This is a genomic window from Amycolatopsis sulphurea (assembly GCF_002564045.1).
Classification (GTDB): domain Bacteria; phylum Actinomycetota; class Actinomycetes; order Mycobacteriales; family Pseudonocardiaceae; genus Amycolatopsis; species Amycolatopsis sulphurea.
This window is the reverse complement of the sequence record NZ_PDJK01000002.1, coordinates 1,357,916-1,369,781: the sequence shown is the minus strand read 5'-3', so window position 1 is coordinate 1,369,781 and position 11,866 is coordinate 1,357,916. Positions and strand designations below refer to the sequence as shown.

The following is an 11,866-nucleotide window of genomic DNA, read 5'->3' as shown; positions in this document are numbered from 1 at the left end:
TGCCGTTCGGGCCGGGTTATCGGGACGTGTTGTCGAGTACGCGTTGCAGGACGGTCTTCGCCGCGTCGTTCTCCGCCGCGATCGTCCAGAGCAGATCGGCGACTTCGTGGCAGGTGCCGACTTCGTCCACATCGTCGACGAGGTGTTCCCCGGGCGCGTTCTCGATCATGACCACGTCGTCGACGATCCAGAAACCGCCGGTCACCGGGTAGGGCAGCAAGGTGCCCGCCGGGATGATGCCGAACCGGATCTCGGGGGTGCCGACGATCGAGAGCAGCCGATGTACCTGTGCGATCATCACCTCCGGCGGTGCGATCGGGTATTGGAACACGGCTTCGGCGGTGAGCAGCTCGATGGTCCGGCCGGGTTCGTGGAGAATCTGCTGCCGTTGCATCCGGGCCCGCACGGCCTCGGTGATGTCCTGGGCGCCGCCGTGGACCTTGGCGTGGCTGAGGATCGCATGGCGGGCGTATTCGGCGGTCTGCAGTAATCCGGGCACGATGAGCAGGTCGACCGCGCGGATCCGCCGTGCGCGGGCTTCGCGGCTGAGGGATTCCTCTTGCCGCGCCCGGTATCCGTCGCGGACCTTTTCCCGCCAGCTCGCGTAGGCGTCCCGGATCGCGGCGAGCCGGACGCGGAGTTCGGCGCTGCGTTCGGCGGGCGCGTGCACGGCGGTGAGCCAGGTTTCGAGGTCCTCGTCGCCCGCGGTCTGCCTGCCGTTCTCGATTTTGCTGACCTTGGGCGCGTTCCAGCCGATCGCCCGCGCGAAGTCCTTCCCGGTTTCGTACCCGGCGTCGATCCGGAGCCGGCGAAGGTATTCGCCGAACTCCGCCCGGCGCTTCTCGAAGCTGGTTGGCACACGCCCTCGCTATCGCACGCTGAACTCCTCGAACCAGTTCGCATCTTCCCACACCTGGTCTCGAGTTTGGCGAAATCCAGCGCTCCGCGCGCGGAGATTACCGCTCTGGCTGGAGAAATTTGACCAGCCCGGCCGGGATCTCCACCGCGGTCTCGGTGTCCGGCATCCCGCGATCGTGCAGTTGGCGCAGCGCAACGGGGTCCTCGACCTTGTAGCCCTGCACCACGTAGGTGCCGCGATTGGTGCGATAAGCGTTCGGGCAGTTGCCGCCGGCGCTGGTGGTGCCGAGGAATTCCAGGGTCAGGGGCGCTTCGGGCGGCTGGTCCGGGTTCCGGGTCATCGGGATCCTCCTGTCGTGCGGGTTTCGGAGCTCTACGGCGGGAAGTATCTCTCAACCAAGAAATTACCCCAATTGGTCATGATTCCAGCTGATTTCGCGAAATGTAAGACTTGACTTGGTGCTGCCGAGCCGGTCCGGCGGTGTCGGTGACCGGGTGCTCAGGCGAGTTCGCGGAGGGTGAGATCGAGCGCGTCGGTGAGATGCGCCCGGGTCCCGGAGTACACGTTGATCTGCGGCGCCCCGGCCGCGTCGTCGTTGACGAAGCTCAGGATGCGGCCGCGCCCGGTGAGATCGATCGCGGACAGCGGCATGCTGCGCACCCGCTCGCCGGCACCGTCGCGGACCGCGGCGTACAGCTGGTGCACCGCGTCGCGCCCGGCGCGCATGAGGTGCCGCAGGTCGTCGGCCGACGCGGACGATTCGGTCAGCGGATCGTCCGAGTACCCGTCCGCGTCGTAGTAAGCCTTCGGCACCTGCCGCGGCCGGATCCGCGCCGGCTCGCACGCCGGTAGCGCTTCCACGAGACTGCTCGAAAGCTTTCTCGGCGAGACCGGCTCAATCCGCACGGCGCGACCGTCGGTGATCAGCCGGACCGCCTCGCCACCACCCGCGGCGGCGAGGATCGCCCCGTTGTCCTCGCGATGCCCGCCGAAATCACTCCACGCATACACCTCACGTCGCGCGCCGGCGAGGAGCTTCAACGCGGCCCGCAACTGCGGGGCAAGCGCACCGTCCGCGGCCAGCCCGAACTGCCCGAGCAGCTCCAGCGACCGTCTGCGCAACTCCGCACCGAACCCCGCCGCCGTATACGACGCCGTCTGCTCGACCACCACCGGTGGTGCGCCAAGGCCTTCGAATTCCCACGCCGCAAGGAATGCCGGCCGCGGAATCCGGACCGGCCTCTCGATGATCGTCATGAAAGGCGCTTCATCCGCCGATGGTCGGCGGCGTCGGCGGCAGCCCGGTCCGCGGATCGAGCACCCGTTCACCCCCGTCGTCGATCAACGTGAACGCCGAGTCGTCGTCGATGCCGTACTTGCGCTGGTGTTCCTTGTCTTCCCCGCCCTTGCCCTTGCCGCCGGCACCCATGCCACCGGCACCCGCGCCGCCCATCCCGGCGGCGCCCCGTGCCCCTGCCACACCTCGCCCGGTCGCAGCACCTCGTCCCACGGCTTCCTCACCTGCGTCGATTCCCGCCCCGAACCGGGCACCGCCCGCGCGGCCGTTGTTCCCGCTGCCGTACCTGCCACCGTCGTTGCCGCTGTTGCCGCCGCCGCCGTTCCGGCCGCCGGTGCTTTCGCCGCTCCTACCGCCGAGACCCTCGTACGCGCCGCGACCGTTCCCGACACCCGGCCGTGCGCCGGTCCCCATGTCGTCGAACCCGAATGCCCCCGGCGCCCACGGGCCGACGCCGTTTCCAGCGTTGCCGCTGTTTCCACCGCCACTCGACATCCCACCGGGGTTCAACCCTCCGGGATTCACCACCGAAGACGACGGCGCCCACCCGGCGCTCGTCGTACCGTCTCCTCGTGGAGCCGCAGCCTGGTGTCCCGGCGGCGGGGCGACGCTGCCGCTCGGCGGCGCCACGGTTCCCTGCCCTGCCGGAGGCGAAGCCGGACCAGACGTTGCTTCGGACTGCGACCGCCTGGCGTTGCTGTCCGGCCCGTGCGAGCGCTGCCCACCGGCCGTCTTCGCCTGGGCGGCAGTTCCGTGAGAATCGACTGCGAAGTCTTGCTCGCCGAAACCGGAAAGCTGCGGGTAGTTCGTGTTCAGGTTCGGCGCTTTGGTCTCGACGTGCCTCGCGTATGCCTGGTACTGGGCGACGTTGTCCTTCGCGACCGCGTTGTACTCGTTGATCTGACGCTCGGTGTCGGTGTCCCACGGGCTCGCCTGGTCGAAAAAATTCTTGTGCGGCGGAGCCGGCGGCATCGGCTGCAGCGAGGACTTCATACCATCGAACGAATGCGCGATCTCGGAGACGTTGTCCGAGTTGGCGGAGGTGATCTGCGCGGACGAGGTGAGGGCTTCGGCGAACGGCCGGATCCGCGCTTGTGCGGCGTCCGCTCCTGAGCCGGCCCACGAGGATTCCAGCCCGGAGCTGATTCGCCGGACGAGATCGTTGCCCTCATCGTGCATGCGAGCCAGCGTCTTGGCCGTTTCGCTGCTCTCGTGCCAGCTTTGCGCACCCTGGCTGGCAATGATCTTCTGCACCAGGGCCGGGGCCGGCACCGCCTGGTCGCCGAGATTGCCGTGGTACAGATCGGAGAACCAGCCGCCGACGTCGTCCGCCCGCTGCTCGACCCACTGCTCGGCGTCATCGATCCGGTCGGCCGCCCACTGGGCGGCTTCTCCGATGAAATCGAAGAATCCCATCACGTACCGGCTTTCTGCCGCAGGTTCGTGACCACCATGTCGGCGATGCGCGCCGCCACATCACACGGATCGGAGGTGCCGCGTTTGGTTTCTCCCAGTGTGAGGCCGATATCGGTGGTCAGCTGGTCGGTGATGCCGACGCTCACCTGGCAGAATCCGTCTTTCGCGGTGGCGTCGAAAGTGGAGCCGGCGACGGCGGGGAACCCTTGGATCGGGGGAAGCTCACGCCATAATTTCGCCTGCTTCTTGGTGTTGGAATACACGGCGCTCAGTCCGTCCGGCACCTTGGTGGTGTATCCGACCGAAACCTGGGCTCCGGAAGCGTCATTATCCCAGGTACAGGTGCTTCCCAGGACGGGAACTTCCTTTTTCCGCCCGGCGGAGGGGGTGCCCAGCGCCTCGGTGAGCTGCTGGGTGGTGAGCCCTTCCTGGCAGGGGTCGCCGGACAGCACGGAAGCGGGCAGCGGGTGCTCGACCTTGGGCGCGCCACCGTAGGGCAACGTCTTTCCCTGGGTGGACGGCGATGGGGTGCCGTTCGTTCCCGCGGACGGCTCCCCACCCGTGCACCCCCCGACGGCGACGGCGATCGTCACCACGAGGAACGTTCGGGCCATTGTGCGGCGACTCATCCGGCGAATCCCGTCTTCGTGTCCTGCGCTGTCGTTTTCAGGTCGGCGGCGGCCGTCTCGTCGGACGTGACGGTGATGCCCAGCGCTTTCTCCAGGCTGTGCACCAGATCTTCGGAGTACTTGATCATCTGCTCCACGTTGCGCGACCCGGCCGCGAAGGCGCCTTGCCGCTGACCGTTGCCGACCAGTCCGTCGTTGTAGCTGTTACTCCCGGGATCGTCCGCCGGCGCGGTGACGCGGGTCAGCCGGTACGCGATGGTGCGCATCTCGGTGAAGTGCGTGCGGGCTTGCCTCGCCACGTTCAGCATGCTCATGGCGTCGTCTCGGCTGAGTGCGAAGCCCTGGCCCGAGGTTGCGGAAAGGTTCGCCGAAGCGACCTTCGCGTCATCGGCGATCGCGAAGCCGAGGTTCGAGAGCCAGCCGACACCGGCGCCCGAGGCGGATTGAGTCATGTCTTCACCCTCCAAAAGACACGTCAACGTCATGCGAAAGCGAGGCCGTGGCCTCGCTGCGCATTCACGGTAGCCGATGGCTCACAGCGTGATGTCGAAAACCCTGGTTTTGATCAACATATCCAGGAAAGGGCTTGCTATTGGGAAACAATTGATCCAGACCATCGGTATTGCCGAATTACTCTGCCTGGATGAAAGAAATTTCGATGCACGCTGACGAAATTGTCTAAGCGCGTTGAGGTGGGAGCACGAGGGGGCGGGGCCAGGGTGTCGGCAAAGTCGGTGTGAGGGCCCTGCGCAGACTGCGGAGGTCTGTGAAGGTCTGTGAAGGTCTGTGAAGGGGCCCTTCACGGACTCTGAGTCTGTGAAGGGCCCCTTCACAGACCCGAGACAGGTCCGGCGCACAGCGCGAGGTGGTCGCGTGTCTCGAGCACCTCCGCTTCGCCCGCCGCCGGGCGTGATCGACGAAGATGGCAGGCGCCGTCGATGGATGACGCGGCAGTCACGGCTCCCTCTGCTGATCACGGGTCCCGACCGACTTTGCCGGGACCCTGGGGTCGGGGCGCGGTGGGCACGGCCGTCCCCGGGGTTTGACGACATGGCGAGTCCGTCGAATGGAGTATCGCTAAAGGAACGTTCCACTCATGCGGCCCTCCGCAAGTTCGCCACCGAGGCCATCACCGTCAAACGACGTACCGGCGAGCTGGACCGCGAGATCGCCGAGGATCTCACCACCCTGGACAGCCCGAACGGGCGCAGAAATAGAACCGGTGTCAGGGTCCGCGCACAGCGAACCCCGACACCGGTCCCGGATCACACCTGCGGATCCGGGCGTGGGGGAGACTTCTCAGACTCCCATGGGGTGCCAGACTGTCTTGGCCTCGACGTAGCGTCGTATCCGGGAGAGATCCGGTTCGGCGGTCCAGTCGGGTTCGGCGTCCGGAACGGTGAGCACTCGTTTCACGGTGCCGGCCGCCTCGCGTGCGAGGTGGATGCGCTCGTCCGGGGTGGCGCCGGTCGGGTCGAGTGCGTTCACGTCGCCGTGTGATGCCAGCCAGGGGCCCAGTTCGGCGGCGCGACCGGTGAGGATGTTCGCCACGCCGCCCGGAACATCCGACGTCGCAAGGACTTCCGACAGGGTGATCGCGGGGAGCGGCCGGTCCGCGCTCGAGACGACCACGGCGGTGGATCCGGTGGCCAGTACCGGCGCCAGCACGCTCACCAGCCCCAGTAGCGAGGATTCCTGCGGAGCCAGCACGCCCACGACTCCAGTCGGCTCCGGCACGGTGAACGAGAAATACGGCCCGGCGACGGGGTTGGCGGCACCGAGCACCGAAGCGATCTTGTCCGTCCACCCGGCGTACCAGACCCATCGGTCGATCGCTGTGTCCACAAGGGACTCCGCCTGTGGCGCGGACCGGCCTTCGGAAGCGGCGACTTCCGCGATGAACTGGTCACGGCGGCCCTCCAGTACCTCGGCCACCCGGTAGAGCACCTGCCCCCGGTTGTATGCGGTCGCCGAGGACCAACCAGGGAAGGCCTTCCGTGCGGCCACCACTGCCTCGCGCAGGTCTTTCCGCGAAGCGTGCGCCGCGTTGGCCAGGAACTTGCCTGCCGAATCGGTCACGGGGTAGACCCGGCCGGATTCCGAACGCGGGAACTTGCCACCCACGTAGAGTTTGTAGGTCTTTGCCACGGAAACCCGGGATAATGTCGAGTCAGACACTGAGGTAAGCCTCCAAGCCGGTACGTCCGCCTTCCCGGCCGAACCCGGACTCCTGGTAGCCGCCGAACGGTGCGGCGGGATCGAAGCGGTTGAAGGTGTTGGCCCAGACGACTCCCGCCCGGAGCCGGTTCGCCATCCACAGGATGCGTGAACCCTTTTCGGTCCAGATTCCGGCGGACAAGCCGTACGGGGTGTTGTTCGCCTTGGTGACCGCTTCCTCCGGGGTACGGAAGGTGAGTACCGAGAGCACCGGCCCGAAGATCTCCTCGCGGGCGATCCGCATCGACTGGTGTACGTCGGAGAACACCGTGGGGGCGAAGAAGAACCCGCGATCGGGCACCGGGCACGGGCTGGTCCAGCGCTGTGCTCCTTCGGCATCGCCGGATTCGACCAGGCCGCGGATCTTGGCCAGCTGCTCGGCCGAGTTGATCGCGCCGAGATCGGTGTTCTTGTCGAGCGGATCACCCAGCCGCAGCGTGGAAACGCGGTAGCGCAGCTTGTCCAGCACCTCCTCGGCGACGGACTCCTGCACCAGCAGCCGTGATCCGGCGCAGCACACGTGGCCCTGATTGAAGAAGATCCCGTTGACGATCCCCTCCACGGCCTGATCCAGCGGGGCGTCGTCGAACACCACGTTCGCCGCCTTGCCACCCAGTTCGAGAGTGAGCTTTTTGCGCGTGCCCGCGACGGTGCGCTGAATCAGCTTGCCGACTTCGGTGGAACCGGTGAACGCGATCTTGTCCACGTCCGGATGCTCCACAATGGACGCACCGAGGTCACCCGCGCCCGGCAGGATGTTCACCACCCCGGGTGGCAGCTCGGCCTGCCGGCAAATCTCCCCGAACACCAATGCGGTGAGCGGGGTCGTCTCGGCGGGCTTGAGCACCACGGTGTTGCCGGTGGCCAGTGCCGGGGCGATCTTCCATGCCAGCATCAGCAGCGGGAAGTTCCACGGGATGATCTGGCCGGCCACTCCGAGCGGTTTCGGATCCGGCCCGTACCCGGCATAGCCGAGCTTGTCGGCCCATCCGGCGTGGTAGAAGAAGTGCGCCGCGGCCGTGGGCACGTCCGAATCGCGCGATTCCTTGATCGGCTTGCCGTTGTCCAGCGTCTCCAGCACGGCGAGCTCGCGGGAGCGTTCCTGGATCAACCGGGCGATGCGGAAAAGGTACTTCGCCCGCTCCGCGCCCGGCATCCTGGACCAGACGGTGTCGTAGGCCTGGCGGGCCGCCCGCACCGCAGTGTCCACATCGGACTTCGAGGCGGTGCCGACCTCCGCGAGGATCTCCTCGGTGGCCGGGTTGATCGTCTTGAGGGGTTCCCCCGCCCCATCCACGAATTCGCCGTTCACGAATGGCTTGTACCGGTCTTTGAGGTTGGCGACGGCGCGTGATTCCGGTGCCGGCGCGTAGTCGAAGATGCCCATGTCAGTCCACCGTCACGTAGTCGGGGCCGCTGTAGTGGCCGTCCACCTGGGTGCGGCGCTGCAGCAGCAGATCGTTGAGCAGGCTCGACGCGCCGAACCGGAACAGATCCGGGGTGAGCCACTGCTCGCCAGCCACCTCGTGCACCGCCACGAGATACTTGATCGCGTCCTTGGTGGTCCTGATGCCGCCCGCGGGCTTCACCCCGCGCAGCTGCCCGGTCCGCGTGAACCAGTCGTGCACCGCCTGCAGCATTACGTGCGTGACCGGCAGTGTCGCGGCGGGCGATACCTTGCCGGTCGAGGTCTTGATGAAATCGCCGCCGGCGAGCAGCGCGAGCCACGAGGCGCGGCGCACGTTGTCGTAGGTGGCCAGCTCTCCGGTTTCGAGGATCACCTTGAGGTGGGCTTCGCCGCAGGCCGCCTTGATTGCGCGGATCTCCTCGAACACATCCAGGTAGCGGCCTTCGAGGAATGCGCCACGGTCGATCACCATGTCGACTTCGTGCGCGCCGGCCTGCACCGCGAGCGCGGTGTCGGCCAGCTTCACCGCACGACTCGTGCGGCCCGAGGGGAAACCGGTGGCCACGCTCGCCACGTGCACCGAGCTGCCCGCGAGCGCTTCGACCGCCGTCTCCACCAGGTCCGGGTACACGCAGACCGCCGCCACCCGCGGGCAGTCTTGCCGCTCGGGGTCGGGCCGCAGCGCTTTCGCCGCGAGTGCCCGGACTTTTCCGCGGGTGTCAGCGCCTTCGAGCGTGGTCAGGTCGACCATCGAGATGGCGGTGTCGATCGCCCATCGCTTGGCCTCCTTCTTGATGCTCCGGGTCCCGAGCCCCGCCGCGCGTTGCTCGACACCTACCTGGTCGACGCCGGGCAGCCCGTGCAGGAACCGCCGCAGGCTCGCGTCGTCGCGAGTCACGTCCGCCAGCGCGGCCGGGGTGTCCGGCGCTGCTGACGGGCTGGTGGTAGCTGTCATACCGCTGAGTGTAGGTCCGCCACGGGTCGTGCTGGGTCACTCACCGGAATCTGTGGATGACTGAGCGGCGACAGCCGAGTTGTCCACAGATCTGCTCTGGCGCCCCCGCACAGTCCCTGCGCGGTGGTAGACCGGAGACATCGAAGTGCAAGGCGGAACAGCCGGTTCCAGGTCCTCGGCCGAATCCGGGTGCGCTGGGGAGTGGCGCGCAGAACTCGTTCCTTCTTGAAGCCTTGGGGTGGAAAGGCCATCGCTACCGCCCGTCGTCCGTGATGGGCCGTCCAGGGCAAGGGATTGCGTCGAACAATGCGGCAGCAGCCGTCCGCGGAGAGAGGGGATTGGAGACATGATCGACACCGGGATCGTCGGAAGTCCGCTTACTGGCGCCGAGAGGCTGCCAAGTGCGACAGGTTGCCTCGCCGGTGGGCGAATGCGGCGTTGGGTACGTCTGCTCTTGACGGTGTGCTGCCGGTCGTGGCGGGGAAGTGGGGCCGGCGCGACCGGCTCAGGACTCGATTTGCGGAGCGTTTCTCGGTCGGGCCGGCTTCCGGTAGACGACCACGCCACCCCAGAAGCCGATTCCGTTGATCGTCACCGTCGGAGCAGTGGGCGGTGCCGGGGGCGCATCCGACTTGTCCTCCAGCAGGAAGCCGCCCATCAAGCCGATTCCGGTGACATTCACATTGATGTCGTCCGGCACGGTGATCTCGATTCCGCCCATGATCGCGACGGCGGTGATCGTGCACTGCTTGTCCGCGAACCGGGCGCTGCGCAAGTCGATCTCCGTGCCGCCCCAGAACGCGAAGCTGGTGTGCTGCTGGGGCAGCACCCAGCTGCCCTTGCGCGCGGCCCCGGACATGATCCCGACGGACATGCTCGACCCCGGGTGCCCGCCCACGCGGCTGTCCGGAAGCCCGAGTGCCCGGCCGGTGGCCGGCTGAAGCGCGGCCGGCGGGGCAGCCTCGGCGCCCCCTCCGGGCAGGTCGGCGGTCACCGGCTTGAGGTCCCCGAACGTCTTCGCCGCGTAGACGACGGAGAGCCGTTCCTCGAGCTCGTTGATCGTGATGCGGCCTTCGGACAGGGCCTGGTGCAGTACCTGCGCGACCTGTTCCCGGTCGGCGTCCGAAATCCGCATCTGTTCCGGGCCAGGAATGGCTGGGTCTTCACTCATCCGGGGAAGCCTAGCCCGATCGGTGGCGCTCTGGGGTCCATCGAACGACGGATAGAGGGCAAAATGGGGCGATGTCGTCCCCGCCGGCACAGGCCCTTGCGCTACCCGGTGGCGCTGAGGTGCGCCCGCGTGGTCTCGGGCGGCCGTGCCCGGTCGGTCCCGAGCCGGACTTCGGCCTGTATCTCGGTTCCCGCCGCCTCCGCGCGAAGCACGACGCGACGCTTACCTGGAACCACGAGTGGATTCGCTGGCCCGCTTTCCTCCTGCCTCTGGACTGGGCGGGCGCGAAGCGCGACATCGAGGCGCTGCACGCGCGCGCCGCCGCGGGCGAGGTGGTGGAGCTTGCCTGTCACGGTGGGGTCGGTCGCACCGGCACGGTATTGGCCTGTCTGGCTACGCTCGATGGCCTGGAGCCCGACGACGCTGTCTCGTGGGTGCGTGCGCACTACCATCGGCGCGCTGTCGAGACTTACTGGCAACGTCGGTGGATCCACTGGTTCGCGAAGCGCGGTTCGGCGCGTTGCGCCGTAGGTGGCGAGTGACGGCGCAGGCGCTAGGTGCGAGCTAAGTTGTCCGGCATGGATGTGCACGTTGTCGATCACCCGCTGGCCAAAGCCAGGCTTTCCACCATGCGTGACGCTCGGACGGACAGTGCGGCGTTCCGGGCAGCGTTGCACGAGCTGACCGTGATGCTGGTGTATGAGGCCACGCGGGACGCTCCGGTGCGGACCGAGCGCATCCACACGCCGGTCGCCCGGACCGAGGGCTATCGGCTGGCCAGCCCACCGTTGCTGGTGCCGGTGCTGCGGGCCGGTCTCGGTATGGCAGACCAGGCGCACACGCTGATCCCCGACGCGCAGATGGGGTTCGTCGGGCTCGCCAGGGACGAAGAGACACTCAAGCCGACGCCGTATCTCGAATCGCTGCCCGAGACGCTCGCCGACCGGCCGGTGCTGGTGCTCGATCCGATGCTGGCTACCGGTGGGTCCATGGAGTACACGATCCGGCTGCTCACCGGGCGGGGTGCCACGGACATCACCGCGATCTGTGCGCTGGCGGCGCCTGAAGGGCTCGCGCACCTGGAAGGGACCGGTCTGCCGGTGCGGGTGGTCACCGCGAGCATCGACGAGCGGCTCAACGACTCCGGGTTCATCGTGCCCGGTCTCGGCGACGCCGGGGATCGGCAATACGGAGCGGTCTGAGTTCGTCGGGAGTGGTGGTGTCCGCGTGCCGGGTGTGGGTCTTCTGGTCGGTGCCGGCGTGCCTGTTCGTCAGTGCGGGAGAGAAGTGCTGGAGGCGTCCGATGCGGGGCGAAGCCAGCCGAAAGCGTGGGCGTGCAACGCTTTCTCGTACGAACCGGCCGAGTCGAACCCCGAAGGCAGGGTGCCGGACATCTCCAAGGACACCAGACCGTGGACGAGGCCCCATGAACTGACCATGATCACCTCGGGTGGCACGTCGGCGAACTGTCCCGAGGACACCCCGTCGCGGGCGATTCGTGCCAAGGGTTCCAGCGTGGCTCGGGCGAGTTGCTCGGCCTCGGCGTTCGGTTCGAAGCCGGGGACCGAGCGGGTGAACATGATCGCGTAGAGATGCGGGTCGGCGAGTGCGCTCTCCCGGTAGGCGATGCCGAGCCGCACCAGGTCCGGCGCGGCGTCGCCGGTGGGGGGGACGGCCGCCAGCCTGGCCCCGAACCGGCGGAAGCCTTCCGCGTACAGCGCGTTGACCAGGTCCGGCTTGCTCCCGAAGAGCGAGTAGACCGCGGTGGTCGACGTGCCCGCGTCGGTGGCGAGTTTTCGTAAGGAGAGGGCCTTGGGGCCGTCGCTGGAGATCAGTTCGCCTGCCCGGTCGAGCAGCTTCAGCCGGAGCGTTTCGTCGTGCGTGCGAGGGCGAGGCATGGGCCGAGAGTAATGC

General features: G+C 67.6%; 13 protein-coding genes. 2 read left to right on the top strand and 11 right to left on the bottom strand.

Features of this window, described 5'->3' with window-relative positions; translation table 11 throughout:
* Window positions 1-16: 16 nt before the first annotated feature.
* From ATK36_RS12305 to ATK36_RS12260, 10 genes are all read right to left on the bottom strand, one after another.
* A complete protein-coding gene (locus ATK36_RS12305; protein WP_098511402.1) occupies window positions 17-859 on the bottom strand; it encodes a Scr1 family TA system antitoxin-like transcriptional regulator in 843 nt (280 codons plus the stop codon).
* 97 nt (window positions 860-956) lie between these two features.
* Entirely contained in the window at window positions 957-1,199 is a 243-nt protein-coding gene (locus tag ATK36_RS12300) for a hypothetical protein (RefSeq protein ID WP_233574262.1), read from the bottom strand.
* Between the two features lie 158 nt (window positions 1,200-1,357).
* Window positions 1,358-2,116 carry an ESX secretion-associated protein EspG gene (locus ATK36_RS12295; protein ID WP_098511401.1) on the bottom strand — a complete coding sequence of 253 codons (759 nt, stop codon included), beginning with the start codon at window positions 2,114-2,116 and terminating at the stop codon, window positions 1,358-1,360.
* A 10-nt stretch (window positions 2,117-2,126) separates the two neighbouring features.
* A complete protein-coding gene (locus ATK36_RS12290) occupies window positions 2,127-3,572 on the bottom strand; it encodes a hypothetical protein (protein WP_098511400.1) in 1,446 nt (481 codons plus the stop codon).
* On the bottom strand, window positions 3,572-4,186 hold the full coding sequence (locus tag ATK36_RS12285) for a DUF3558 domain-containing protein (protein ID WP_098511399.1): 615 nt from the start codon (window positions 4,184-4,186) through the stop codon (window positions 3,572-3,574). Before ATK36_RS12285 ends, ATK36_RS12290 begins: the two co-directional genes overlap by 1 nt.
* 11 nt (window positions 4,187-4,197) lie before the next feature.
* Window positions 4,198-4,653 (bottom strand): hypothetical protein, encoded by a 456-nt coding sequence (locus ATK36_RS12280; protein ID WP_098511398.1) that lies wholly within the window; start codon window positions 4,651-4,653, stop codon window positions 4,198-4,200.
* A gap of 847 nt (window positions 4,654-5,500) precedes the next feature.
* On the bottom strand, window positions 5,501-6,349 hold the full coding sequence (locus ATK36_RS12275) for an aldehyde dehydrogenase family protein (protein WP_245914657.1): 849 nt from the start codon (window positions 6,347-6,349) through the stop codon (window positions 5,501-5,503).
* 22 nt (window positions 6,350-6,371) lie between these two features.
* Window positions 6,372-7,805 carry an aldehyde dehydrogenase family protein gene (locus ATK36_RS12270; protein WP_098511396.1) on the bottom strand — a complete coding sequence of 478 codons (1,434 nt, stop codon included), beginning with the start codon at window positions 7,803-7,805 and terminating at the stop codon, window positions 6,372-6,374.
* A gap of 1 nt (window position 7,806) precedes the next feature.
* Entirely contained in the window at window positions 7,807-8,781 is a 975-nt protein-coding gene (deoC, locus tag ATK36_RS12265; protein WP_098511395.1) for a deoxyribose-phosphate aldolase, read from the bottom strand.
* A gap of 505 nt (window positions 8,782-9,286) precedes the next feature.
* Window positions 9,287-9,952, bottom strand: coding sequence for a DUF1707 SHOCT-like domain-containing protein (locus ATK36_RS12260; protein WP_245914655.1), 666 nt, complete (start codon window positions 9,950-9,952; stop codon window positions 9,287-9,289).
* A 71-nt stretch (window positions 9,953-10,023) separates the two neighbouring features.
* Here ATK36_RS12260 and ATK36_RS12255 point away from each other — a divergent pair, with 71 nt between their 5' ends.
* Together ATK36_RS12255 and upp are read left to right on the top strand one after the other, a co-directional pair.
* The gene (locus ATK36_RS12255) at window positions 10,024-10,494 is read left to right on the top strand and encodes a protein-tyrosine phosphatase family protein (RefSeq protein ID WP_098511392.1); all 471 of its coding nucleotides are present in this window, start codon (window positions 10,024-10,026) and stop codon (window positions 10,492-10,494) included.
* A 36-nt stretch (window positions 10,495-10,530) separates the two neighbouring features.
* Window positions 10,531-11,154: a uracil phosphoribosyltransferase gene (upp, locus tag ATK36_RS12250; protein WP_098511390.1), complete on the top strand. Its 624-nt coding sequence runs from the start codon at window positions 10,531-10,533 to the stop codon at window positions 11,152-11,154.
* 69 nt (window positions 11,155-11,223) lie between these two features.
* Here the strand turns inward: upp and ATK36_RS12245 are convergent, their stop codons facing one another.
* On the bottom strand, window positions 11,224-11,850 hold the full coding sequence (locus ATK36_RS12245; RefSeq protein ID WP_098511389.1) for a TetR/AcrR family transcriptional regulator: 627 nt from the start codon (window positions 11,848-11,850) through the stop codon (window positions 11,224-11,226).
* Window positions 11,851-11,866 lie beyond the last annotated feature (16 nt).

Excerpts from the sequence above, each read along its gene's own strand:
- ATK36_RS12285 (WP_098511399.1), bottom strand. The coding sequence starts at position 4,186 with ATGGCCCGAACGTTCCTCGTGGTGACGATCGCCGTCGCCGTCGGGGGG.
- upp (WP_098511390.1), top strand. The coding sequence starts at position 10,531 with ATGGATGTGCACGTTGTCGATCACCCGCTGGCCAAAGCCAGGCTTTCC.
- ATK36_RS12295 (WP_098511401.1), bottom strand. The coding sequence starts at position 2,116 with ATGACGATCATCGAGAGGCCGGTCCGGATTCCGCGGCCGGCATTCCTT.
- ATK36_RS12280 (WP_098511398.1), bottom strand. The coding sequence starts at position 4,653 with ATGACTCAATCCGCCTCGGGCGCCGGTGTCGGCTGGCTCTCGAACCTC.
- ATK36_RS12270 (WP_098511396.1), bottom strand. The coding sequence starts at position 7,805 with ATGGGCATCTTCGACTACGCGCCGGCACCGGAATCACGCGCCGTCGCC.
- ATK36_RS12255 (WP_098511392.1), top strand. The coding sequence starts at position 10,024 with ATGTCGTCCCCGCCGGCACAGGCCCTTGCGCTACCCGGTGGCGCTGAG.
- ATK36_RS12290 (WP_098511400.1), bottom strand. The coding sequence starts at position 3,572 with ATGGGATTCTTCGATTTCATCGGAGAAGCCGCCCAGTGGGCGGCCGAC.
- ATK36_RS12245 (WP_098511389.1), bottom strand. The coding sequence starts at position 11,850 with ATGCCTCGCCCTCGCACGCACGACGAAACGCTCCGGCTGAAGCTGCTC.
- deoC (WP_098511395.1), bottom strand. The coding sequence starts at position 8,781 with ATGACAGCTACCACCAGCCCGTCAGCAGCGCCGGACACCCCGGCCGCG.
- ATK36_RS12300 (WP_233574262.1), bottom strand. The coding sequence starts at position 1,199 with ATGACCCGGAACCCGGACCAGCCGCCCGAAGCGCCCCTGACCCTGGAA.
- ATK36_RS12260 (WP_245914655.1), bottom strand. The coding sequence starts at position 9,952 with ATGAGTGAAGACCCAGCCATTCCTGGCCCGGAACAGATGCGGATTTCG.